This is a genomic window from Bariatricus sp. HCP28S3_A7 (genome assembly GCF_052066375.1).
Classification (GTDB): Bacteria; Bacillota; Clostridia; order Lachnospirales; family Lachnospiraceae; genus Allocoprococcus.
This window is the reverse complement of sequence record NZ_JBQHSG010000003.1, coordinates 19,058-45,055: the sequence shown is the minus strand read 5'-3', so window position 1 is coordinate 45,055 and position 25,998 is coordinate 19,058. Positions and strand designations below refer to the sequence as shown.

18 protein-coding genes, 1 tRNA gene and 1 pseudogene are annotated in these 25,998 nt (G+C 46.2%); 2 read left to right on the top strand and 18 right to left on the bottom strand.

Translation table 11 applies throughout. From position 1 onward, the window contains the following. Positions 1-3: 3 nt before the first annotated feature. The 9 genes from smc to mgtE all read right to left on the bottom strand — a co-directional run bounded on the left by smc (position 4) and on the right by mgtE (position 10,993). Positions 4-3,564 carry a chromosome segregation protein SMC gene (smc, locus tag ACTNA4_RS02740; RefSeq protein WP_441028429.1) on the bottom strand — a complete coding sequence of 1,187 codons (3,561 nt, stop codon included), beginning with the start codon at positions 3,562-3,564 and terminating at the stop codon, positions 4-6. A 10-nt stretch (positions 3,565-3,574) separates the two neighbouring features. Beyond that, on the bottom strand, positions 3,575-4,267 hold the full coding sequence (gene rnc / locus ACTNA4_RS02735) for a ribonuclease III (RefSeq protein ID WP_441028427.1): 693 nt from the start codon (positions 4,265-4,267) through the stop codon (positions 3,575-3,577). Between the two features lie 53 nt (positions 4,268-4,320). Beyond that, entirely contained in the window at positions 4,321-4,551 is a 231-nt protein-coding gene (gene acpP, locus ACTNA4_RS02730) for an acyl carrier protein (protein WP_427806495.1), read from the bottom strand. Positions 4,552-4,571: 20 nt separating this feature from the next. Next, positions 4,572-5,597 carry a phosphate acyltransferase PlsX gene (gene plsX, locus ACTNA4_RS02725; RefSeq protein ID WP_441024865.1) on the bottom strand — a complete coding sequence of 342 codons (1,026 nt, stop codon included), beginning with the start codon at positions 5,595-5,597 and terminating at the stop codon, positions 4,572-4,574. A 135-nt stretch (positions 5,598-5,732) separates the two neighbouring features. Further along, entirely contained in the window at positions 5,733-6,827 is a 1,095-nt protein-coding gene (locus tag ACTNA4_RS02720) for a hypothetical protein (RefSeq protein ID WP_427806493.1), read from the bottom strand. Between the two features lie 641 nt (positions 6,828-7,468). Then, entirely contained in the window at positions 7,469-7,648 is a 180-nt protein-coding gene (rpmF, locus tag ACTNA4_RS02715; protein WP_427807031.1) for a 50S ribosomal protein L32, read from the bottom strand. A 3-nt stretch (positions 7,649-7,651) separates the two neighbouring features. After that, complete coding sequence (locus ACTNA4_RS02710) at positions 7,652-8,179, bottom strand: YceD family protein (protein WP_427807032.1); 528 nt, start codon at positions 8,177-8,179, stop codon at positions 7,652-7,654. Between the two features lie 100 nt (positions 8,180-8,279). Next, on the bottom strand, positions 8,280-9,467 hold the full coding sequence (locus ACTNA4_RS02705) for an acetate/propionate family kinase (RefSeq protein WP_427807033.1): 1,188 nt from the start codon (positions 9,465-9,467) through the stop codon (positions 8,280-8,282). Between the two features lie 167 nt (positions 9,468-9,634). Continuing rightward, positions 9,635-10,993: a magnesium transporter gene (gene mgtE / locus ACTNA4_RS02700; protein WP_427807034.1), complete on the bottom strand. Its 1,359-nt coding sequence runs from the start codon at positions 10,991-10,993 to the stop codon at positions 9,635-9,637. 126 nt (positions 10,994-11,119) lie between these two features. On the opposite strand from mgtE, the gene ACTNA4_RS02695 reads away from it, so the two are divergent. Continuing rightward, a complete protein-coding gene (locus ACTNA4_RS02695; RefSeq protein ID WP_427807035.1) occupies positions 11,120-12,379 on the top strand; it encodes a nucleotidyltransferase in 1,260 nt (419 codons plus the stop codon). A gap of 119 nt (positions 12,380-12,498) precedes the next feature. Here ACTNA4_RS02695 and ACTNA4_RS02690 read toward each other — a convergent pair whose 3' ends face one another. From ACTNA4_RS02690 to ACTNA4_RS02650, 9 genes and pseudogenes are all read right to left on the bottom strand, one after another. After that, positions 12,499-13,371 (bottom strand): DegV family protein, encoded by an 873-nt coding sequence (locus ACTNA4_RS02690; protein WP_427807036.1) that lies wholly within the window; start codon positions 13,369-13,371, stop codon positions 12,499-12,501. A 14-nt stretch (positions 13,372-13,385) separates the two neighbouring features. Then, positions 13,386-14,495 (bottom strand): annotated as a pseudogene (locus ACTNA4_RS02685) (PFL family protein); the annotation flags it as partial. 21 nt (positions 14,496-14,516) lie between these two features. Further along, entirely contained in the window at positions 14,517-14,789 is a 273-nt protein-coding gene (locus ACTNA4_RS02680) for an ACT domain-containing protein (protein ID WP_427807038.1), read from the bottom strand. Positions 14,790-14,822: 33 nt separating this feature from the next. Continuing rightward, positions 14,823-15,620, bottom strand: coding sequence for an MBL fold metallo-hydrolase (locus ACTNA4_RS02675; RefSeq protein WP_427807039.1), 798 nt, complete (start codon positions 15,618-15,620; stop codon positions 14,823-14,825). A gap of 4 nt (positions 15,621-15,624) precedes the next feature. After that, the gene (gene coaE, locus ACTNA4_RS02670) at positions 15,625-16,236 is read right to left on the bottom strand and encodes a dephospho-CoA kinase (protein WP_441028424.1); all 612 of its coding nucleotides are present in this window, start codon (positions 16,234-16,236) and stop codon (positions 15,625-15,627) included. Positions 16,237-16,332: 96 nt separating this feature from the next. Continuing rightward, on the bottom strand, positions 16,333-18,951 hold the full coding sequence (gene polA / locus ACTNA4_RS02665; protein ID WP_441028422.1) for a DNA polymerase I: 2,619 nt from the start codon (positions 18,949-18,951) through the stop codon (positions 16,333-16,335). Between the two features lie 142 nt (positions 18,952-19,093). After that, positions 19,094-19,176: transfer RNA gene (locus ACTNA4_RS02660), tRNA-Leu, on the bottom strand. 61 nt (positions 19,177-19,237) lie between these two features. Next, positions 19,238-20,539, bottom strand: coding sequence for a diaminopimelate decarboxylase (locus ACTNA4_RS02655; protein ID WP_427807043.1), 1,302 nt, complete (start codon positions 20,537-20,539; stop codon positions 19,238-19,240). 57 nt (positions 20,540-20,596) lie between these two features. Then, entirely contained in the window at positions 20,597-21,430 is an 834-nt protein-coding gene (locus ACTNA4_RS02650; RefSeq protein WP_427807044.1) for a hypothetical protein, read from the bottom strand. Positions 21,431-21,723: 293 nt separating this feature from the next. Here ACTNA4_RS02650 and ACTNA4_RS02645 point away from each other — a divergent pair, with 293 nt between their 5' ends. Next, positions 21,724-25,977, top strand: coding sequence for an acyl-CoA dehydratase activase-related protein (locus ACTNA4_RS02645; protein WP_441028420.1), 4,254 nt, complete (start codon positions 21,724-21,726; stop codon positions 25,975-25,977). Positions 25,978-25,998: the final 21 nt, after the last annotated feature.

The window sequence follows — 25,998 nt, the reverse complement described above, 5'->3', positions numbered from 1 at the left end:
TTCCTACTGATCCAGTTCATTTTCCAGAAGATCGACAGACACAAGCGTAGACACGCCTTTCTCCTGCATGGTAATACCGTAGAGGCGGTCTGCCGCCGTCATGGTACCTCTACGATGCGTGATCACAATGAACTGTGTATATTTTGTAAGTTTATGTAAATACTGTGCAAATCTGGTTACATTGGAATCATCCAGTGCTGCTTCGATCTCATCCAGCAGACAGAAGGGCGATGGTTTCAGATTCTGGATCGCAAAAAGCAGCGCAATCGCGGTCAACGCCTTCTCTCCACCGGAAAGCTGCATCATATTCTGCAGTTTCTTGCCCGGTGGCTGTGCGATGATCCGGATGCCCGCTTCCAGAACATCTTCATCCTCCATCAGCTCCAGTGTACCCTTTCCTCCACCAAATAGTTCTTTGAAAACCTGATTGAATTCCTGCGCGATACGCCCGAACTGCTCGGTGAACTGTTTTCTCATCGCTTCATCCAGTTCCTCGATAATCTTCGTAAGTGTTGTCTCCGCTTCGACCAGATCGTCATGCTGACCTTTCAGGAACTCATATCGTTCCGCAAGATTTTTAAAATCCTCTATTGCATTGACATTGACCGAACCGAGTGCTTTAATTTCTGCCTTCAATTCCTGGATCCGCTTCTTCATCATAGACAGATCTGTCAGATTTTCATCTCGTATCTCAAGAGCCCTGTTGTAAGTAAGTTCATACTCTTCCCACATATAATTGATCTGTTTTTCAGATGCTTCCTCATAGCCGGTTTTCCGGCTGTCCAGACGGAAAACTTCCTTGTCCAGTTCTGCCATATGTTTCGACAATTCGTCCCTTTTTCCAAGGAAAGCCTTGTTCTTCTGATTCAGTTTCTCGCGTTTTTCACGCGATTCTTCAATCTGGGTTTTCAATTCCGTAAAGAGTTCTCCTGAATCATCGATGGTCTTTCGAATTTCTGCGATCTGCTTTTCTTTCTCTTCAATTTCACCGGAGTTCTCGCCCTTGCTTGCATCTAAGGATGCCAGTTCTTCCTCAAATTTCACAATTTCTTCACTGATACGATTCAGATTCTCCTCAATGAATGCATTCTTCTGATCCAGGGCTGCATAAGTCAGATGGATATTTTCATTTTTTTGTACGGCAGTGCTTTCTTCCGCTCGCTCTTTTTCCAACTGCATCTGCAGTTCATCGACTTTTGTTGAAAGCTCTTTTTCCAATTGCTCACTGGTTTCCAGTTCTACCTGAATAGATTCCTGGTTTTCTTCGATTTCATGCACGCGGTGTTCCAGTTCTTCCCGCTCTTTATGCATGCCTTCTGTATTTTCTCTGGTGTACTTCTGTTTCGCATCCACCTGATCCAGATTCATTTTTGCAGTATTCTGTTCGACATAATCCTTCTGCAGGTTTTGTTGTATTTCTTCTACTTTCGCATAAAGCTCCGCACGCTTCGAACGGGCAGCATCGACTTCCGCCTGTGCTTCCTTCATCTCGTTCTCAAGGAGCAGTACTGTTTTCTCAAACTCTTCGATTTCGCGCCTTCTGCTGAGCAGATTGCTGCTGTTCTTAAATGCCCCTCCACTCATAGAACCGCCCGGGTTCATAAGATCTCCTTCCAGAGTTACAATTCGCAAAGTCTGATGGTATTTCCTTGCAAGTGCAATTCCAGTATCAATATGGTCCACCACAAGCGTTCGCCCCAGAAGATGAGCTGCAAGTTTTTCAAACTTCGGCTCCACGCTGACCAGTGTGTCTGCTGTTCCGATCACACCTTTTTCTTTTAATACTTCCGGTTTCCCGATTCCCTGTCCGGGCCGGATAGCAGTCAGTGGGAGAAAGGTTGCACGTCCGAATTTATTTTTCTTCAGATAACCGATCATCTCTTTAGCAGTTTCTTCATCCGAAGTTACAATGTTCTGGATACTTCCGCCAAGAGCCGTCTCGACAGCGATTTCATATTTTTTATCTACTTTGATGATATCTGCAACAACTCCGACGAGCCCCGGAACACTGCTTTTTTTCTCCATAACTTTCCGGATGCTGTTTCCGTATCCATCATAGCGTTCGGTAATATTTTTCAGAGACTCAAGTCTGGACTGTTCCCTGTGAAATGCAGTCTGCCCAATCCGGAGTTTTTCATTCTTATCCGCAATTTCCTTCTGCATTCTCTCAATATCAGCTTCATAAGCTTTCACTTTATTCACAGAATCTACGATTTTTTGGGAAATGCGTCTCAGTTCATCCTCATAGATCTTACGCTCGTCACGATGCCGCTGGGCATCACTCTCAGCTTCTACCAGTCGTTTATAAAGCTGCGCTCTCTGCACCTTGATCTGTTCCAGCATCGTATCATAATGCTGGAGTTTCGCTTTCGTAGAAGCTCGGCCGTTCAGTACTTCCATGATTTCATTCTGATGGTGTTCAATCTTCGCGGTGATCTGTGCAATCTGGGACTGAACTGAAACAAGTACAGTCTTAGCCTGTTCCTGCCTTGCCTCTTCCGAAGACAGCTTCTCTGCGATTTCTTTATGTTCTTTTTCCAGTGTCTTTTTCTGTTTTATACGTTCTTCCAGTTCGAGATCAATCGTTCTGGCCCGCTTCTCATAATGTTCATCATTCATGCGGGCACTCTTGATCTGCTCCTTAAGGAGCTCGATCTGGCCTTCCAGCTGCTGCTTCAAGAGTGTCGTCTCATTCAACTGACTCTTTGCCTTCTCAATAGACGCATCGATCTCATCTACCTGATTCTCAATGAGCTCGTATTCGTTCTTCATATCCTCATACTGCTGATTTGCCTCATCAAGCTCATTCTTTGCAATTGTAAGCTTCTGGTCCACATCTTTCATCTGCTCTTTCAGACGCATCGTTTCCATAAGAAACATATTGATGTCGTACCGCTTCAGTTCTTCTTTCTTCTTCAAGTAAATCTTCGCTGTCTCTGCCTGTTTCTGCAAAGGCCCGAACTGTTTCTCCAGCTCTCCGAGAATATCATTGACACGAACCAGATTCTGCTGCTCTTCTTCCAGCTTTTTCAGAGACATATTTTTCCGTCGTTTAAACTTTACGATACCAGCCGCTTCATCAAAGAGTTCTCTTCGTTCTTCCGGTTTACCGTTCAGAATCTTATCAATCTGTCCCTGCCCGATGATCGAATATCCTTCTTTACCGATACCCGTATCGTAGAACATCTCATTAATATCCTTAAGACGGCAGGCGCTTCCATTGATCAGATACTCGCTTTCCCCTGAACGATACAGTTTTCTCGTAACCTTGACCTCTTCAAAGTCCACCGGCAGTTTATGATCCGAATTATCCAGTGTAATGGCAACCGACGCATAGCTGAGCGGTTTCCTGTTCTCTGTCCCCGAAAAAATAACGTCCTGCATACTTCCTCCGCGAAGCTGCTTAACTCTTTGTTCTCCAAGAACCCAACGAACGGCATCCGATACATTGCTCTTTCCGCTCCCGTTTGGGCCCACGATTCCAGTAATACCGTTATGAAACTCAAATACAATCTTATTCGCAAACGATTTGAATCCCTGTATCTCTATACTTTTTAAATACATGCTTCACCTGCTAAGCCTTTCTGTTTTTCAGTTTCAAAATCGCCTGATAAGCAGCCTCCTGTTCCGCAGCCTTCTTGGTGCGGCCGATTCCCTGTCCGTAAGTCGTATCCCCGATCCGGACCTCCACCTGGAAGGATTTATTGTGATCCGGTCCCACTTCACCGACAAGCTCGTAACAGATTCTCTTCTCTGAATTTCCCTGGACAAGTTCCTGCAAGATAGTCTTGCTATCATAAAAGAGTCTTTTTCCTTCCAGATCATTTAACACATGGTTCAAAATGAACTCTTTTGCATTAGCAAAACCACCATCCAGATATATAGCGCCGATCAAGGCCTCCAGCGCATCCGAAGTGATTGAATCCCTCTTCCTTCCCCCGGTTGCATCTTCTCCCTTTCCCAACAGAAGGAAATCTCCCAGATCCAGATCACGCGCACAGAAAGCAAGCGCCTTTTCACATACCATACTGGCACGAAGCTTCGTCAGCTCCCCTTCCGGCATCTTTGGATTTTCGAAAAATAAATATTCACTTGAGACCAGTTCCAGTACTGCATCCCCCAGGAATTCCAGCCTTTCATTGCAGTCTGTCTTTTTCAGGCGTTTTTCGTTCACATAAGAGCTGTGCGTCATCGCATGTTTCAGAAGACCTTCATCCGAAAAACTGTAACTGATTTTTTTCTCCAATTCTTTTAAATTTCTGCTCATATTATCCTCTTCTAAAAGAAAAAGCCCTGTTACGGGCTTTTCCTTTATTATGCCTAATTAATTGCGTTCTTAATCTGCTCAACTGCGTCACCGACAGTTGCAATCTTCTCCGCATCTTCGTTATCAATTTCAATATCAAAAGTATCTTCAATTCCCATAATAATCTGGAAAATATCCAAGGAATCTGCTCCCAGATCGTCCACAAATGTTGTGTCCGGAGTAATTGTATCCGGGTTGCATCCTAATACATCGGCGATAATTTCTTTTAATTTCTCAAATTCCATAACTGTTGCCCTTTCTTTCCTTACATATTAACCGGTTCTTCACCAGCCTGAATACATTCTTTGATTTTTTCATTGATACGCTGTTCCTTAAATGTCACGCACTGTAAAATAGAATTGCAGACTTCTTTAGAAGTGGAACTTCCATGCGTCTTCACAACCAGTCCGTTAAGACCAAGCAGCGGAGCGCCTCCATATTCACTGGCATCAAAATCCTTCATCGTGGATTTCAGCGCCGGCTTCACCAGAAGTGCGCCAATTTTGCTGCGGAGGCTCGTCATCATTCCTTTCTTCATCTTACTGATCAGAACAGAACCGACTCCTTCGTACAGTTTCAGAATAACATTGCCGACGAACGCTTCACAGACGATCACATCGGCCTGACCATGCGGAATCTCTCTCGCTTCAATACTTCCCGTGAAATTGATATCCCTGCATTCTTTCAAAAGCGGAAATGTCTCCTTCACCAACGCATTCCCTTTTTCTTCTTCCGCACCGATATTCACGATTCCAACCTTTGGATTCTTGACACCCATCACGTGTTTCATGTAAATGGAACCCATTTTTGCGAACTGTACCAGATGCGATGGTCTTGCATCCACATTCGCTCCACAGTCGATCAGAAGAGCAAATCCCTTCTCCGTTGGAATCAGCGGTGCAAGGGGCGGCCTTTCGACTCCCTTGATGCGTCCTACCAGAAGCTGCCCTCCGGCCAGCACTGCTCCGGAGCTTCCTGCCGAAACAAACGCGTCTGCTTTCTTCTCCTTCACAAGTTTCAGCCCGACCACTATGGATGAGTCTTTCTTCCTTCGGATCGCCATGACCGGCGGTTCCGCGGTTTCAATCACCTCTGTCGTGTTCACAATGGTGATCTGTTCTTTGTTGTAAGTATATCCGGCAAGTTCGTCTGCTATGACTTCTTCTTTTCCTGTCAGAATTACCTGAATATCGTCGCGCTTCTGCACAGCTTCGACTGCACCTTTTATGATCTCCTTCGGTGCGTTATCTCCACCCATCGCATCCACTGCGATCTTTGTCATTTCCTTCATACTGTTACCTCCTGACATATCTGGACCGGTACAAAGCCCGATCTTGATATGCTTTACAACTAAAAACTATAATACTAAACATTGTTCTAAAAATCAATAGAATTGTGAAAGGATATCCGGGTCTCATGACCGTTTTTATGGATACGCAATCCCCATTCTGGTCCCCAGCGTGACTACTGCCGCATTCGGCGAATACGTTCCGAACAGATTTGCGACTGCCTGGGCATCATTTGTAATGAAGACCGTCACTTGTCTTTCGCAAATTTCAGAAAGTTCATTTTCCAGATATTCCCCGTAAAATTCCGCCAGAAGTCTGAGACTTTTGTAGTACCCTCTGTCTGCAATCTTCCCATCAAGAAGATTATTAGCCATGCAGATACTGACCTCGCAGCTTTCGGAATCCTCCCCGAATGCTTTCATTGTATCGCAGACCGTATCTACGATTACTTTATGAATACATTCGGCAGTTCCGATCGTATCCGGCATACTGCTGAAATCCTCATGTAGCCGGTTCGAGAGTTCTGCCAGTTCATAATCCTCTCCCTTACGGATCGCTCTGCCGCGCTTGATCGCTGTATTTCCAAAATCAAAGACATACACCGTCTCTCCGGTAATCCCCTGCGCCTTCGCACATCCCATCAGAGAAATCGTCTTGACTGTCTCATTGCAACAAAAACGTATCGTCGGAAACTGCCATTTTGTTTTCTGAAATTCAGATAAATATTTCAGATATTCCATGACTTTATGCTCCAGAAATGCTCCGGTTTCTCCTGCGGCAACTCTCCCGACAAAAAAGACATGCGTACAGGATTTCCAGAAGCGCCAGTCAGCTTCCGTAAGTTCATTCTTCTTTCGGCCTTCTGTTCCTTCTTTTAAGGAAAAGATCATGCAAGCGAGACCCAGGCTGAGACGATCCAAAATTCTTTCCGCTTTCTTCCGGTTCTCATCGGATTCTACGAGCTGTTCATTCAGAAAACTTGCAATATTATGATCTTCCACATCATGAAAAGCAGGAAATTCGCTGCTCACTTCGTCAGCCAGATGACGATAGGCATAGATATCACTTCCTTTAATACCATCCAATGCCCGGAGCGATGGCAAATCACTCTTATTATAATCACGATCAAAACTTACAATATAATCATTCAGCGAAAGGTAGGACTGTGATCCATCCGGGAGATATTTAAAACATTTGTTGTTCATAGCTTCTCCTTCCGTTTTCATTCTCATCAATCATTCCACCGATAAATTTGTTTCCATCTTATCATAACAGACCATTTTATTCAAGAAACAGCACATGTTCTTAACGATTTATCCGCTTCACTTTACATGCTTTTCTGACCTTTTCCAGTGCCTGTTTTGCACTTCTCATACCACTTCCCGAGAAATTTCGCATGCGTGCTTATATCCTCAGTTACATACTTGTGGTTATATGATGGTATGAGATCTCTTCTGTTCCGTTATCAACTTTCATAACATTCCGCTCCCTCTACACCGAAGGGTTCTTCAATGCTGTACTCCAGTATCTCCACATCTTCCATGGTCTTCGTCAGAAAGTCAGTGACTCGACTCCCTCTTGTCCCTTACAGGGCTAACGTAACGATGCTACAGGATTCACTTTATGTTACGGACTGCTATTTTGCACCTGTTTCTCACAGGCATACCTCGCTTCAACACAATCGGTCACCCCAAGGCATTGGAGGTTCGCTACAAGGCTCACTGGCGATTACCTTGACCAGGCTTTCACTGGCAAGCTGATAACAGCTTGCAGAACACACGACTTTCACCCGTTAGAGCGCGCCCATGGCGCGCAAACTTAAAAAAAGGATTCCAGTTCATCTGGAATCCTTTCTGATTTTTCCGCATCACTATTATTCAACAGTAATGATTTCTTTTTTGTTGTAGCTTCCGCAAGCCTTGCAAACTCTGTGAGGCATCATAAGAGCTCCACATTTGCTGCATTTTACAAGATTCGGTGCGCTCATTTTCCAGTTCGCTCTTCTCTTGTCTCTTCTTGCTTTGGAAGATTTATTCTTTGGACAAATTGACATAGGTTACACCTCCTTAAAATTCTTATAAAGATCGCGGATAACTGACATTCTGGGGTCCAGACTTGTGTCTTCGCAGTCACATGTACCCTCATTCAGGTTCTGGCCACACACGCTGCAAATCCCTTTACAGTCTTCGCTACATAGAACTTTCGTCGGCCACCCTACTAAAATCTCATTATAGAGCAACTGCTCTACATCAAGATGATATCCGTCAATGTAATTCGCTTCGTCGGAATCGTCATCATCATCGGCACAATCCATATCCGTATTCACATTCTTCTCAATCTCAAGATCAAGGTCTACAACAACATCCTCGAGACATCTGTCACAGGGAATAATCACAGTAAGCGATGATCCGCCAGTAATATGAAGCTTCTTATCACCCGCATATTCGATACGGATATGCAGGGGACTGATCCTGTCCACCGGAAATGTTCTTCCGCCAATTGAAACCTGCTTCATCTCGGGAACAACGTTATCTTCTATGGTCTTATGTGGTTCAGATAAGACGTCGGATAGGTTTATTAACATACTCTTAACTCCTATTCACACCTAGTCTATTATACCATGTAAAACGTATTTGTCAACCAAATTATTTACGAATTTTAAGGTTTCTATACTAAATAGAGTACTATAACAGTGCAACAGTCTCTCTTGCAATTGCAAGTTCTTCGTTTGTCGGAATAACAAGAACCTTAACTTTGGATTCCGGTGTAGAAATAATCATTTCTTCTCCGCGTTTTGCGTTTGCTTCCTTGTCGATTTCAACTCCGAGATATCCAAGATATGAACAGATTCTATCTCTTGTTGTTCCGTCATTTTCTCCGATACCAGCTGTAAATACGATGTTGTCTACACCGTTCATTGCAGCTACGTAGCTTCCGATGTATTTAGCAACACGATATACAAACATATCAAGTGCAAGTGCAGCGCGTTCATTTCCCTCTGCTGCAGCTGCTGCAAGATCACGGAAGTCGCTGGATACACCAGATACACCGGCAACACCGGATTTCTTGTTCAGCATATTCAGGATCTCAGAGATTCCAAGGCCTTCCTTCTTAGCAATATACTCAATGATCGCCGGGTCAATATCACCGGAACGAGTTCCCATCACAAGACCTTCCAGAGGTGTAAGTCCCATAGAAGTATCTACACATTTTCCATTCATAACTGCGGAAATAGAAGAACCGTTTCCAAGATGGCATACGATGGTTTTGGTCTCTTCATACGGTACTCCCAGGAATTCTGCTGTCTTTCTGGAAACATATCTGTGGCTGGTTCCGTGGAAGCCATAACGTTTGATTTTGTATTTTTCATAGTATTCATACGGGATTCCATACATAAATGCTTTCTTAGGCATGGTCTGATGGAATGCAGTATCAAATACAGCAACATTCGGGGTACCCGGCATCAATTTCTCACATACCACGATACCTGTCAGGTTTGCCGGATTATGAAGTGGTCCAAGATCGATACATTCTTCGATAACTTCCTTTACTTCCGGTGTAACAATTACAGATTCACAATATTTCTCTCCGCCGTGAAGTACACGATGGCCTACTGCTCCGATCTCGTCCAGGCTCTTAACAACACCGGTCTCGGCATCGGTCAGTGCATCAAGCACGTACTGGATTGCTTCTGTATGAGTCGGCATCGGTTTGTCCTCAGTGATCTTTTCTCCACCCGTCGGCTGATAAGTCAGTTTTCCATCGATGCCAATTCTTTCGCAAAGTCCCTTTGCCAAAACTGCCTCTGATTCAGAGTCAATGAGCTGGAATTTCAATGAAGAACTTCCACAGTTAATTACTAATACGTTCATAATGTTTCTCCCTTCGTGATTCATGAATTTAACGTTTTTCCTATTCCATCTGAAAACGTACACTCTATATTTCATTATAGCGTATTTCCATGCCCCATACAAGCTTTGTTATTTTTTTGACAACCGTATGAGTGTCCGGACTGCATCCCGGATGAACTGTATTGTCTCTATACTCCCTTGAGAAATGGGAATATCTGCATTGCAATTGTAAAATAAATGATCGTAGTCCCGGTATCCACCAGAGTCGTGATAAGTGGTGCTGCCATGATTGCCGGATCCAGTCCCATCTTGTCCGCGATCAGCGGCAACGTACAGCCCACCACTTTCGCCATAATGATCGTGCAGATCATCGTCAGTCCGAGCGTCAGAGCAAGCAGGAACGGTGAATCCACCTGGTTGCGGTACATGATCATAATTCGGATTCCGTTGACCAGGGCAAGGAATGTTCCGACCAGCAGCGCGATGGAAACTTCTTTCACGATGACACGGAAAATATCCTTAAACCGGATCTCTCCGACGGTTAATCCGCGGATAATCAAAGATGAACTCTGAGAACCACAGTTTCCGCCCGTTCCGGTCAGCATCGGAATAAACGTATTCAGTACAGGCATGGCAAGGATCTGTGCCTCAAAATGTCCGAGCGCCAGTCCGGAAAAGGTTGCCGAAAGCATCAAAAGTAACAGCCACATGCTTCTATTCTTGGCGTGCTGGAATGCGGAAGTCCCGAAATAAGACTCTTCGTTGGGTGTAACACCGGCCATGATACTAAAGTCTTCCGTAGCCTCATCCTGCAGGACAAGCATCGCATCGTCTACTGTTACGATTCCGACCATGCACATCTCATGATCTACGATCGGGATGGCAACCAGACCGTATTTCTTAATCTTGATAGCGACGTCTTCCTGGTCGTCGGTTGTCTGTGCATAGAGGATATTCGTATCCATGATTTCTTCCATGGTACGGCTTTCACTGCTGGTCAGAAGGTCCTTGATATCGACCACTCCCACCAGTTTTCGCTTCTCTGTGACATAACAAGTATAGATCGTCTCACGGTTAATACCGACCTGACGGATCTTCAGAATGGCTTCCGCGACCGTCATGTCCGGACGCAGTCCCACATAATCCACGTTCATGACACTACCCGCACTATCATCCGGATATTTCAAAAGTGTGTTGATCTGCTTTCTCGTATCTTCATCCGTCACCATGAGCAGACGATCCACAACATTGGCAGGCATCTCCTCCAGCACGTCGACCGTATCATCCAGATACATTTCATTCATAACTTCTTCCAATTCAGAATCAGTAAGTGCATTGATCAGTGTCTCGCGCATATCGCTGTCCATATATGCAAAGGTCTCCGCTCCTTCTTCCTTAGCCAGAAGACGGAATAGGATTATCATCTGCTTATCTTCCACTTCACTCAGAAACTGTGCAATATCGACGGGATAATATTTACCCAGCTCTTCTTTCAATTCCTTATATTCTCTAGTTTCCAGAAGCTTTAAAATTTTATCGCGATCCACTTTATTTCCTCCTTCCCAGCCCAAAAAATCTATATCGAGTATGGAAATACAATTCTTTTGCCGAAAACTTCTTTTTATAGTATAATCTTTTTGAACACAAGATACAAGGAGATTCTCGTTAAGAACATGAAAATTGTAGGTTTAATTACAGAATATAATCCTTTCCATAATGGTCACAAATATCATATTGAACAGGCTCTGAAACAAACCGGTGCCGATTATGCCGTTGTATTAATGAGCGGTAATTTTGTCCAGAGGGGTGCACCTGCCATCATGCCGAAACACCTGCGCACCAGAGCCGCACTGTCTGCCGGAGCTTCTCTTGTTCTGGAGCTTCCTGTCTGCTGCGCATGCGGAAGCGCCGAATACTTTGCCCGCGGTGCCATCGAAATCTTCGATGCACTCGGCTGCATTGATTCGATCTGTTTCGGAAGTGAATGCGGAAATGTGGAAAAACTTGATCAGATCGCCCGGATTCTCTCCGAAGAGCCGGAAGAATTCCGTCGCTCTCTTCAAAAGAATCTAAAAAACGGACTTCCGTTTCCTGCCGCCCGCGAAATGGCACTTGCAGAATACACCGGAGATCCCGATCTTGCTGAGATACTGGATTGTCCGAACAATACGCTGGGAATCGAATACCTGAAAGCGCTCCATCGTACCGGAAGCAATTTGAAAGCCTTCACTATAAAGCGTAAGGAATCCGGATATCATGATACAGAGCTCTCCGGCACTTTGAGTTCTGCTTCCGCAATCCGACATCTTCTTGTGGAACCGGAGGGCATGACCCATAAAGAAACAGGTGCGATTCTTCCGGAGATTCTGAACGATCAGATTCCGGCTTCCTCCTTTGCAATTATGGAAGAAAACTATCTTAAAAGATTTCCTGTTTTCGCAAACGACCTGTCCCTGCTTCTAAAGTACAGGCTTCTTTCCGAAACCCGAGAATCCCTCACGCAATACGCAGACATCACAACGGATCTGGCTAACCGCATCATGAACCGGTGCAACGAGTTGATATCATGGGATCAATTCTGTGAACTGCTGAAGACACGCGAGGTGACCTATACAAGAATCAGCCGGATTCTTCTCCACATTCTTCTTAATATTCGTCAGAAGAACATGGATGATTATGCCCGTACCACTTTTGCACAATACGCCCGCATACTGGGTTTTTGCAAAAAAGATGCCGGTCTCCTCACCGTTTTGCATGAGCACTCCCGGATTCCTTTGATTACAAAATTGAACACCGCCCCGCCTCTTTCCGGCGAGGCAGTCGCAATGCTTCGACAGGATCTCTTTGCAAGTGACCTCTATGAGTCCGTGATTACAAACAAATATGGCACACCCTTTATTCCAGCACCTTCGCAACCGTTGGTCATTCTTTGATTTACGTAGTAATTTCATATCATACAAGTGGGAGCTGTGCCCCATCCGGGTCACAGCTCCCACCTGTATAAGAGTTCCTCTTTATCGCATATATACGCTTTTCAGATTCAAACCGCTTTTTATGAAACCTTAAGCCTTTTCGTCACGGTCACCGCACGGGCTCCCGGTCCAATATGGCATGCCACACTTAATGACAAAGGTGCCATATAGATATCATATTCCGGGAAAGTCTCTTCCAATTCCCGTTTCCATTCATTTGCATCTTCCTGATTTCCGGTATAGGCTGCATCAATATACAGATTTTCCGGGCCTTTACAATCGGAGAACTCTGTATCGATCACCTTCTGGATCGTTTGGATCATTGTCTTCTTCGCGCTCTTCCATCCTCTTGCCTTTGAAAAAGCATCCAGCTTTTCCCCTTTGATGCGAAGAACCGGTTTCAGATTGAGTACTGTACCAATTGCAGCGGCGGCCGGTGTAAGGCGTCCGCCTTTCTTCAGATATTTCAAAGTATCAAGTGTAATATAGATATCGGATTCTAATTTTATTTCTTCCAGAAGTGCTTTGATCTCTTCTGCATTTTTCCCTGCATCAGCAAGCGCTTTTGCTTCCATTACAGAACGACGCTGTGTAACGGAAATTCTCTGGTTGTTGACCACCTTTACTTTTCCGTCGTATTCTTCCGCCAGCATCATAGCTGTCTCGCAGGAACCGCTGAGTCCGCTTGACATTGGAATGTGTACGATTTCATCATATTCTTTGAGGATGTCATCCCAGAGCTTCATCACATCGCCCGGTGCAGGCTGAGAAGTCTTGATATCCGCGTCGCTTTCCATTTTCTGATAAAATTCTTCCTGAGTCAGCGTAATCTCCTCAAAAAAGAGTTCGTCATCAATATAGAAAGGCATCGGAAGCACAAATACTCCCATCTCTTTACCATCTGCCTGCGTGATACCACTGTTACTGTCAGTTACAATTGCTACCTTACTCATATTTGAATACCTCTCTAATTCTTAAAACTATGGATTGGTGCCGGAATTCTTCCTTGTCTGTTGATGAAAGCACTGCAGTCAAACTCATTCACCGGCATGATCGGCGCATACCCAAGAAGTCCGCCGAACTCTGCCACATCCCCTACATCCTTGCCAATGACCGGAATCAGACGTACTGCTGTGGTCTTCTGGTTCACCATACCAATTGCCATCTCATCGGCAATGATTCCGGATATCGTTGCCGATGATGTCTTCCCCGGAATCGCAATCATATCAAGTCCTACGGAGCAGACGCAAGTCATCGCCTCCAGTTTCTCCAGGCAGAGTGAGCCGGCATTTACCGCATCGATCATCCCCTGATCCTCACTGACCGGGATGAACGCACCGCTAAGGCCGCCGACATAGGATGACGCCATCACACCGCCTTTTTTCACCTGGTCATTCAGCATCGCAAGCGCTGCCGTCGTTCCCGGTGCCCCCACTCGCTCCAGACCGATCTCTTCCAGAATCTCAGCTACCGAATCACCTACAGCGGGCGTAGGGGCAAGTGATAGATCCACGATTCCGAACGGAATTCCCATCCGTTTGGATGCCTCTCCTGCAACAAGCTGTCCGACACGCGTCACTTTAAACGCCGTCTTCTTAATAGTCTCGCAAAGCACTTCAAATCCCTTGCCACGGCATTTTTCGATTGCCTTCTTGACAACACCCGGGCCGCTGACCCCTACGTTGATGACCGCATCGCCTTCTGTCACACCGAGAAATGCTCCGGCCATAAACGGATTATCATCGGGTGCATTACAGAATACCACCAGTTTTGCACATCCCAGCGAGTCTTTTTCTTTGGTAGCCTCCGCCGTCGCCTTGACCATCTCTCCACAGAGACGGACAGCATCCATATCAATGCCTGTCTTCGTGGATCCGACATTTACGGAACTGCAGACACGTTCTGTGGAAGCAAGTGCCATCGGAATCGAACGGATCAGATTCTCATCGCTTTTCGTCATTCCCTTTGACACCAGTGCCGAATAACCGCCGATAAAGTTCACGCCCACCGTCTTTGCAGCCTCATCCAGATTCTCCTGTTCAATCATCTGATTCGTCTCTGCCACCTCATAAAAATTAATCATCGTTCCCGTCCTCTCTTACAGTCTGTGCATTCTCTGGAAAATCTCTTCTCTCTGACAATGAATATCCACACCGATCTGAAGACCGAGGTCGCGAAGATCCACGGAAACAATATCCAGCTCCTTCTTTGAATTCTCAACATCTACAACTGCCATCATGTTAAAATAACCATCCACGATCGTCTGGGAAATATCAAGAATATTGATATTCGTATCTGCCAGATATGTGCAGACTTTTGCAATGATACCTACTGAATCTTTTCCTACCACTGTAATAATACATTTCTTCATAGTGTGCCTCCTGTGTCTTCTGTTCTAGTCTTATTAAACGGTTACTACTTCTGAAATACGATCTCTTCTTGCCACGGAAATCGGTATCTCCTCCCCTTTATAAGGATTATCTCCCAATGTCACTTCCAGTTTTACAGTCTCATATGCAAGTTCTGCATAATTATTCTCCTTGCTGAGGTGCCCCAGCAGCACATGCTGCAAGTTCTCATGTAGTATATCACAAAGCAGGCGTCCTGACAATTCATTTGATAAATGACCTTTGTCGCCCATGACTCTCTGTTTCAAATAGTAGGGATAGGGTCCTACCTCAAGCATATGGATATCGTGATTGGATTCCAACAGAACCGCATTCAGATTCTTCAGATTCTCCACCGTATATGCATCATATTTTCCAAGATCGGTCGCGACAGCCACTCTTTTCTCATCCTGCTCAAAGCGGTATCCGCTCGGTTCATTTGCATCATGCGAAATGGCAAATGCATGGATATCAATATCTCCCACCCGAAAATCCTCATCTACATGGATTTCCCGGTAAAGCCCGTCCGGCATTTTCCCCAGTCCTTTGTATTCGCGGATTCCTCGCAAGGTTCCGGGAGTGGCATAGATTGGAATCTGATACTTCCGGCTGAATACCCCCAGTCCCTGAATATGGTCGGCATGTTCATGGGTGATCAGAATTCCGTCCAATTCCTCACCTTTGATTTCCAGAGAACAAAGTCCCTCTTCAATCTTTTTTCTGCTGATTCCCGTATCCACTAGCAAATGTGTATCTTCACTTCCAACGTAAATGCAGTTTCCGCTGCTCCCGCTGGCAATGCTGCATAATCTCATCCGTTTATCTCCTGTCGTATCTATTTTTCATATTCGAAAGCGCGCGGTCGATCTGCACTTTCGTTTTCTCAAATTCTCTGCTGTTATCGATCGTAAGATCGCAAAAATCCCGGTAAGTCTCTTCGGTCACCTGGGATGACATCATGGATGCGGTCTTTTCATCCGAATAGCCTCTGTCTGTACGAAGCCTCTGAAAACGCACCTGCTTCTCCGCATAAATATACCAGATCTCATCCATCATTTCGCGGTATACCGGTTCTGTCATCAGTGCCGCCTCAAGGACAAAGATTCCGGTTCCCTTTTTCTCTTCTTCTGCAATCAACCGGCGGATCCTCTCATTGACCGCCGGATGCACGATCGCATTCAGTACACTAAGCTTTTCCGCATCGGAAAATACGATTGTTCCCAGTTTCTTTCGATCGATCGTACCGTCCGGATTGCAGATTCCCTCTCCAAAATATTCCCGTATTTTCCTCCAGCATTTTTCCTTCGGTCTCTGGAGTTCGTGAGCGATCAAGTCCGCCTGGCAGATTCTTGCGTGGTGTATTTCTTCCAGATACGCAAGAACCTGACTTTTTCCGGAACCCACTCCGCCGGTTATTCCTATCTTAATCATCCTAGTACCCCTTCCGATATCCCGGAGTTTGTCCATATCCTTTTCTGGTCCTCTATGTTTCTGTCCTCAATGAATCCTGTCCACAGCTTTTCCTTCCTATTTCGCCTCATACCAGCTCTGTCCGGTATGCATATCAATGTCAAGCGGGACATCCAGAGTAGCGGCATTTTCCATGCATTCCTTCAAAATCGCCTGCACTTCCTCCAATTCTTCTTTCCATGCTTCTACCAGAAGTTCATCGTGTACCTGAAGGACCAGCCGCGATTTCATCTTTCTCTTTGTCAGTTCCTTGTCTACCGCGATCATGGCGATTTTGATAATGTCAGCCGCGGTTCCCTGAATCGGAGAATTCATGGCCACACGTTCCCCGAACTGTCTTTGCATGAAGTTGCTGGAAGAAAGCTCCGGTACCGGGCGCCGTCTGCCGAAAAGCGTCACTACATATCCCTGCTCTTTTGCATGGGCGACCGTATCATCCAAAAATGTCTTAATTCCCGGGTAGGTTTCAAAATATCGTTCAATATATTCGGCTGCCTCTTTTCGCGTAATGCTCAGATCCTGGCTCAGTCCAAAAGAACTGATTCCGTACACGATTCCGAAATTGACCGCTTTTGCATTTCTTCTCTGCAGGTCCGTCACCTCATCAAAAGGCGTGTGAAATACCTGGGATGCAGTGATCCGATGGATATCCCTCGCCTCACGGTAAGCCTGGATCAGTTCCTTATCACCGGAACAGTGCGCCAGCACACGCAGTTCGATCTGTGAATAATCCGCATCAACAAACACATAACCATCTTCCGGGACAAAAACCTTGCGGATCAGCCTTCCAAGCTCCATTCGAACCGGTATATTCTGAAGGTTCGGTTCCGTACTGCTGATCCGTCCTGTCGCCGTGATGGTCTGATTAAATTTTCCATGGATTCTCTGATCCTCTTCCCCGATATAGACAGCCAGACCATCCGCATAGGTGGATTTCAGCTTACTAAGCTGGCGGTATTCCAGGATTTTGGAAACCACAGGGTAATCCGGTGCCAGCTTATCCAGCACATCAGCCGCCGTGGAATAACCGGTCTTTGTCTTCTTACCGTTCGGAAGCCCCAGATGTTCAAAGAGAACAACGCCCAGCTGCTTCGGAGAATTGATATTAAATTCTTCCCCCGCAAGTTCATAGATCTCTTTCTCCAGCTCTGTGATCTTTCCGCCAAGCTGTTCTCCGTAGACACGAAGCGCTTCTCCTTCCACCTTTACCCCGTTCTGCTCCATTTTGAACAGCGTAAATACCAGCGGCATTTCGATTTCACGAAACAGCTTTTCCATATCCGTCTCGCGTAATTTTCCAAGCAGGACATCCGCTGCCGCAAACGCCGTGTACGCCTCATAACAAATCTTTTTCTCCTCATCTGCTTTCGGATCGATCATCAGTCCCAGATATTCCTGCGCCACATCTTCAAACGGATATTCACTCTTCAGCGGATTCAGCAGATAAGCAGCAATCGCCACATCGAAACATTTATCCACATCATCCGGATTTATTTTCACGTTTTTCAACAGTTTCTTCAGGTCAAATACCGCAAACTGCCCTACCTGACCGGCCACAGCCTCGAGTCCGGCAAGAAGAAACTCCGAAGAGATCTCTCCCTCTGCCGGGATACAGTAGATATCCTGATCGCCAAACGCAAGACCGATTCCTCCGATTCCGGCCTGTGCGGCAAATAACGGAAGTACATTTTTCGTCTGTTTATAGACCAGAGCTCCGACACTTGCGGCCTGCTTTGCTCTTGCAAATACCGTCTCCGCCTCCCCGCGTGTATGAATGACCCGAAAAACACTCTCCAAAGCATTTTCGCTCTGCATCTCAAATCTTGACAAAAGATTCTTGAACTGCAGTCTCTGGAAATATGCATATGCCTCCTGGGTGTAGAGATTACCCAGTTTCGCCTCATCCAGATCATACGGGAAATCCGCTTCGACATTGATCGTCGCGAGCACCTTGCTCATTTTCGCCTGCTCCCAGTACTCCACAAGATTCTTTGCGGCGCGAGGCGGCTTCAGCTCTGATGCATGCTCGTACGCATGTTCAATCGAACCATAATCCGCAATGATCCTGGTCGCCGTTTTCTCTCCGATATTCGGAACCCCGGGAATATTGTCCGAAGCATCTCCCATGAGTGCCTTGACATCGATAAATTCCTGCGGTGTGACCAGATACCGTTCTTTCACATCCGCCGCATAATAATCTTCAATCTCGGTTCCTGTACGTTTTGTCTTGGGAATCCGGATTTCCACATGGTCAGTGGCAAGCTGAAGGAGATCCCGGTCACCGGAAAGAATCACGACTTCCATTCCCTTTGCTTCGCATCTTCTGGAAAGCGTTCCCAGAAGATCATCCGCCTCCAGTCCCGCCTGCTCAATGGTTCGAACGCCCATCGCATGAAGGACTTCCTTCATAAGCGGCACCTGCTCCCTTAATTCTTCCGCCATCGGTTTTCTCGTTCCTTTATATTCAGAGTACATCTCATGCCGGAACGTAGGCGCGTGGACATCGAATGCCACCGTCAGATACTCCGGCTTTTCCTCTTCCAGTATCTTAAACATAATGTTCAGAAATCCATAGACCGCATTGGTATGCAGTCCCTCCGCATTCGTCAAGTCCGGGAGACCATAAAACGCCCGGTTCAGAATACTGTGTCCATCAATCAGTACAATCTTACTCATGCCGTTATTCCTTTCTGCACCTTGTCATGCTGCCAGCGGGGATCCTGTACATCCAAAAGCCCCTTCTGGAATCAAAAAAATCTGCAGCTGCGAAGCCAATAGAACTTTACTCTACCGGTTTCGCAGCCACAGATTTTTATACTGCCGGCGGCGGGACTTGAACCCGCACGCGGTTGCCCGCAACAGATTTTGAGTCTGCCTCGTCTGCCATTCCGACACGCCGGCCTATCACGAACCGTAGATAATCATAACACAATCATCCGCGGTTCGCAAGTGTTTTTTTTAATTACTGACAATCTTTCTCTGCTTCTTCGGTATTCTTTTTGAGTGCATCATAAACAGGAAGCGAATCAAAGGTTGCGAAATAGTCCATCGGTGTCTCCGCACGCCGGATCAGCTGCGTACTTCCGTCCTCTTTCAGGAGAACTTCCGCGGAACGAAGACGTCCGTTATAATTATAACCCATAGAGAAACCATGCGCTCCTGTATCATGGATCACAAGCAGATCCCCCATATCAATCTTCGGCAGCATGCGGTCGATCGCAAATTTATCATTATTCTCGCAAAGGGATCCGGTTACATCATACATATGATCACACGGTTCCTCTTCTTTTCCCATAACGGTGATATGATGATATGCACCGTACATAGCCGGACGCATCAGATTCGCTGCGCACGCATCTACGCCGATATACTCTTTATGAGTATGCTTCTCATGGATCGCTTTTGTAACAAGGCATCCGTACGGTGCAAGCATAAAGCGGCCAAGCTCCGTGTAGATTGCAACATCGCCCATTCCGGCCGGAACCAGCACTTCCTCATATACTTTCCGCACGCCTTCACCGATCACCTTGATATCATTCGGTTCCTGATCCGGTTTGTACGGAATTCCGATACCTCCGGACAGATTGATGAATTTAATATGCGCACCCGTTTCCTTCTGAAGCTTTACAGCAACTTCAAAAAGCACTTTCGCAAGAGTCGGGTAATACTCGTTCGTCACCGTATTGCTTGCAAGAAATGCATGGATGCCGAATTCCTTTGCCCCTTTTGCTTTCAGGATCTTGAAGGCTTCAAAGATCTGTTCGGTGGTCATGCCGTATTTCGCGTCGCCCGGGTTATCCATGATGCTGTTGGAAATCTTGAACAGTCCGCCCGGATTGTACCGGCAGCTGATCGTCTCCGGGATTTTTCCGATCGTCTGCTCCAGAAAATCAATATGTGTGATGTCATCCAGATTGATGATCGCACCCAGCTTTGCCGCAAGACGGAACTCTTCCGCCGGCGTATCGTTGGAAGAAAACATGATGTCCTCTCCTACAGAGCCTACGGATTCTGACATCAAAAGCTCCGTGTAAGATGAGCAGTCACATCCGCATCCATACTCTTTCAGAATGGAAAGAATATACGGATTCGGTGTCGCTTTCACCGCAAAATATTCCTTGTATCCTTTATTCCATGCAAACGCTTCCTTCAGTGCTTTCGCATTTTCACGAATTCCCTTCTCATCATAGAGATGAAACGGTGTCGGGTATTCCTTTACAATCTCTTCCAGTTGTCCTTTGGTCACGAATGGTCTTTTTTCCATGGTGTCCTCTCCTTCCTTGTCGTTCGATTATTTGATTGTATTTCTCTGAACTGTGATTTATTTCACATGTTCATGGGTAAACAGATGATCCTGACAATATTCATAATTGCCATTGCATTTGGAACAGTAACGGAATTCCAGGTTCGGATCATCCAGTTCTGTTCTTCCGCAGACTGCGCATTTATGCTTTGCTCCGCCTGCGTAGGTTGCAGTCGGTCTTGTCACCTCTTTCTGGAATTTATGCTTACGGATCACCTGTTTCGGACGATAACGCTGCATATTCCGATTCAGCAGGAAGAAAATCAGGAAGTTAAGGAGCGATGCAACGATCGAAATCCTGGTAACGATTCCGCCTGCCACAAAATCCCATAAAATCAGTACTGCGTCCAGTATAGCCAGCCACTTCATCTTCACCGGAATGATTCCATAAAGATAAAGCTGCAGATCCGGCATGATCGCCGCACATGCAAAGAAAATAGACATATTGATATAATACGTACTGAAAATACCTCCGAAACCAACCATACCGCCTGTGATAACATACACGATAAATGCGCCGATAATGGTGAAAATGATTCCCGAGAAAATATACACATTATACCGGAACGACCCCCAGATCGTCTCCAGCGAGGTTCCCAGCGAATAGTACAGGAGCATCATAAAAATCACAAAGATCAGGCTGAAATTAGGTGGAATGATCACCCAGCTGATCAGGCGCCAGATCTGTCCCTGAAGGATCAGCCCCGGTTCCAGCGTAAAATAACTCAAAAGCTGCGGAGATAAGAACGAAAGCAGATATCCCACACCGTAACACACCAGCAGATAGACTGTCAGATTCTTCACCGCATATCTGCCGAATTTACGTTCCATTTTATCCATCCATTTTCTCATAAACTGACTCCATTTCTGTATTTTTTATACTCTTGTTATTGTATCCTTTGACTTTGTCTTTGTCAATTCTTCCGCTTAAGTTTACCGCCGTTTTAACAAATTCTACATCTTTTTTATGACATTTTCATATATTTTCTACATTCTTAATCGAACTTCCATTTGTATTTTCATCCATTCTGTCGTATAATGAAAAATGTTGCCGAAGCTAACGGCACACACTATTTAATAGGTAGTTATATTGACATATACGAGCCTTTTTAAGGCTCTATCAGTTAAGTAAGGAGTAGTATTTTATGAGTCAGAAAGAGTTACATACACTTGGAATTGACATCGGTTCTACAACGGTTAAAATTGCAGTACTTGGCGAGAACAATGAAGTGCTGTTTTCTGACTACGAACGCCATTTTGCCAATATCCAGGAGACACTGTCAGACCTTCTCGGCCGGGCGATCTATAAGCTTGGTTCGATCCGGGTATCCCCGATGATCACCGGTTCCGGCGGATTGACTCTGGCAAAGCATCTGGGTGTTCCGTTCGTACAGGAAGTCGTTGCCGTGTCTACCGCCCTTCAGGATTATGCTCCGCAGACGGATGTAGCCATCGAGCTTGGCGGCGAAGACGCGAAGATCATTTATTTTGAGAACGGAAATATCGAACAGCGTATGAATGGGATCTGCGCCGGAGGTACCGGTTCTTTTATTGATCAGATGGCCTCTCTTCTCCAGACCGATGCGTTGGGTCTGAATGAATATGCAAAGAATTACAAAGCACTCTATACGATTGCCGCACGCTGCGGTGTATTTGCAAAATCTGATATCCAGCCATTGATCAACGAAGGTGCCACCAAGGAAGACCTTGCCGCGTCCATCTTTCAGGCTGTTGTGAATCAGACGATCAGCGGTCTTGCCTGCGGAAAGCCGATTCGCGGCCATGTCGCATTTCTGGGCGGTCCTCTGCATTTTCTTCCGGAACTGCGGGAAGCATTTATCCGCACACTGAAGCTGGATGATGAACATGTGATCGCACCGACCTATTCTCATCTTTTTGCGGCGATCGGGTCTGCGCTTAATTCTCCAAAGGAAGTAGAGACTTCGCTGAACGAGATGCGGCAGAAACTTGCCTCAAAAATCCAGATGGAATTCGAAGTAGAACGTATGGAACCGCTTTTTTCCTCCGAGGCAGACTATCTGGAATTCCAGCAGCGCCATGCAAAGCATCAGGTTCCGGTGGGGGATCTTGCCAGCTACCGCGGCAATGCCTATCTCGGGATTGATGCAGGTTCTACGACCACCAAAGCAGCACTGGTCGGAGAAGACGGAACACTTCTGTATTCCTTTTATCATGGTAATGACGGAGATCCGCTCGGAACCACGATCACTGCCATCAAAGACATTTACAGCAAACTTCCGGAGGGCGTCTCCATCGTCCACTCCTGCTCAACCGGTTATGGGGAAGCACTGATCAAAGCGGCTCTTCTTCTTGACGAGGGTGAGGTAGAAACAGTGTCTCACTATTACGCCGCATCCTACTTTGAACCGGATGTAGACTGTATCCTCGACATCGGCGGTCAGGATATGAAATGCATCAAAATTAAAAATCAGACCGTAGACAGTGTTCAGCTCAACGAGGCATGCTCTTCCGGATGCGGTTCTTTCATCGAGACATTCGCAAAATCTCTGAATTACTCCGTGGAAGAATTTGCCCATGAAGCTTTATTTGCAAAACATCCGATCGATCTCGGAACGCGCTGTACCGTATTTATGAATTCCAAAGTTAAGCAGGCACAGAAAGAAGGCGCGGAAGTGGCCGACATTTCTGCAGGACTTGCTTACTCTGTAATCAAAAACGCTCTGTTCAAAGTAATCAAAGTATCCGATGCATCTGAACTTGGCAAACGGATCGTTGTTCAGGGCGGAACCTTCTATAACGACGCGGTACTTCGAAGCTTTGAGAAGATCGCAGGCTGTCAGGCAATTCGCCCTGACATCGCCGGAATCATGGGAGCCTTCGGTGCCGCTCTCATTGCTCGCGAACGGTACCAGTTCAAAGAATGTAAGAATACAACCATGCTTTCCATCGAAGACATCAACGCACTGGAATACAGTACGACCATGTCCAAATGTAAAGGCTGTACCAATAACTGTCGTCTGACCATCAATAAGTTCAGCGGCGGCAGACGTTTCATTTCCGGCAACCGCTGTGAACGAGGTCTCGGAAAAGAGAAGACCAACAACCATATTCCGAACCTGTTCGCCTATAAGAACGAACGATACTTCGGATATGAACCGCTCAGCGAACTGGAGGCTTACCGTGGCACGGTGGGAATCCCGCGTGTTCTCAACATGTATGAGAACTACCCGTTCTGGTTCACTTTCTTTACCAGACTAGGATACCGTGTGGTTCTCTCCCCTCCGTCCACACATCAGATTTACGAATTGGGTATCGAGTCCATTCCAAGTGAATCCGAGTGTTATCCGGCCAAGCTTGCACACGGACATGTACAGTGGCTGATCAACAAGAAAGTGGATTTTATCTTCTATCCTTGTATTCCATACGAGCGAAGCGAATTCGAAGATGCCGACAATCACTACAACTGCCCGATCGTTACATCCTACGCGGAAAATATCAAGAACAATATGGACCCGATCGTAAAAGGAGAGGTCGAGTTTCTGAATCCGTTTCTCGCACTTACGAGTGAAGAGACGGTTACGACAGGCCTTGTAAATAAGTTCGGATCTCTGAAAAAGATTCCGGAGTCTGAAATCCGGACTGCAGCGCATGCTGCCTGGGAAGAACTTGCAAGCTGCCGTGCGGATATCCGCAAAAAAGGGGAAGAGACTCTTGCATATATGGAAGAGACGGGAACCAGAGGCATTGTGCTCGCCGGTCGTCCTTATCACTACGACCCGGAAGTAAACCACGGAATACCGGAACTGATCAACGCATACGGTATTGCAGTCCTCACCGAGGACTCCATTTCCCATCTGAATCCCGTCGAGCGTCCGCTCAACGTTATGGACCAGTGGATGTACCATTCCCGCCTTTACGCAGCCGCAAACTATGTGAAGACCCGCGATGACCTGGATCTCATCCAGCTCAATTCCTTTGGATGCGGTCTGGATGCAGTTACTACAGACGAGGTTGCCGACATTCTGACCGGTTCCGACAAAATTTATACTTCTCTTAAGATCGATGAGGTCAACAACCTGGGAGCTGCCCGTATCCGAATCCGTTCTCTGATCGCCGCAATCCGCGTACGTGAACAGAAACAAATGAAACGAGAGATTCGCCCTGCATCGATTGAGAAAGTACAGTTTACAAAGGAAATGAAGGAAAACTACACCATCCTTTGCCCGCAGTTGTCACCGATCCACTTCAATCTCATTGAGCCGGCTTTCCGTAAAGCGGGCTATAAGATCGAAGTACTGAAGAACGATAATAAAAACGCCGTAAATACCGGTCTCAAATATGTAAATAACGATGCCTGCTATCCGTCTCTCATCGTAGTAGGACAAATTATGGACGCCATCCTGTCCGGCAAATACGATACGGACAAGCTTGCCGTGATCATCAGCCAGACCGGCGGCGGCTGCCGTGCATCCAACTATATCGGTTTCATCCGCCGTGCACTGAAAAAGGCCGGCTATGCACACATTCCGGTGATTTCGATCAACCTGAGCGGACTGGAGAGCAATCCAGGCTTTAAGATCACCCCGTCTCTTGTGATCAAAGGTGTTTACGGGGCGATAATCGGCGATGTGTTTATGCGCTGCCTCTACCGGGTACGTCCATATGAAGCTGTTCCGGGCTCTGCAAATGCATTACATAAGAAATGGGAGGAAGAGGCCATCCGATTCATAACCAAGGATCATCAGAGCCGAAGAGAATTCAAACGTCTCTGCCGCGCAATCGTACATGACTTCGATACTCTTCCAATCAAAGACGTAAAGAAACCGCGCGTAGGTGTAGTCGGAGAAATCCTTGTGAAATTCCTTCCTGCCGCCAACAACCATCTGGTGGATCTGTTGGAACAGGAAGGCGCCGAAGCTGTCGTGCCGAATCTTGTGGATTTCCTGCTCTACTGCTTCTACAATACCAATTTCAAGGCAGAACATCTGGGCATGAAGAAATCATCTGCCAGACTTGGAAATCTTGGTATCCGTGCTCTGGAATGGTTCCGCAAACCGGCAGTGGATGCTCTGAAAGCAAGTGAACGTTTTGACGCTCCATCCCATATTGAAGAGCTTGCTGAAATGGCAAGTGAGATCGTCTCTCTCGGAAACCAGACCGGTGAAGGTTGGTTCCTGACCGGTGAAATGCTGGAGCTTATCAAGAGCGGTGCATCCAACATTGTCTGTACGCAGCCATTTGCCTGCCTGCCGAACCACGTAGTTGGAAAAGGAGTCATCAAAGAACTCAGACGCCGTCATCCGGAATCCAATATTGTAGCGATCGACTACGACCCGGGTGCCAGCGAAGTAAACCAGCTGAACCGTATCAAATTGATGCTTTCAACGGCTTACAAGAAAATAAACGAAACAGCATAAATAATAAGCGCAGATCCGAAA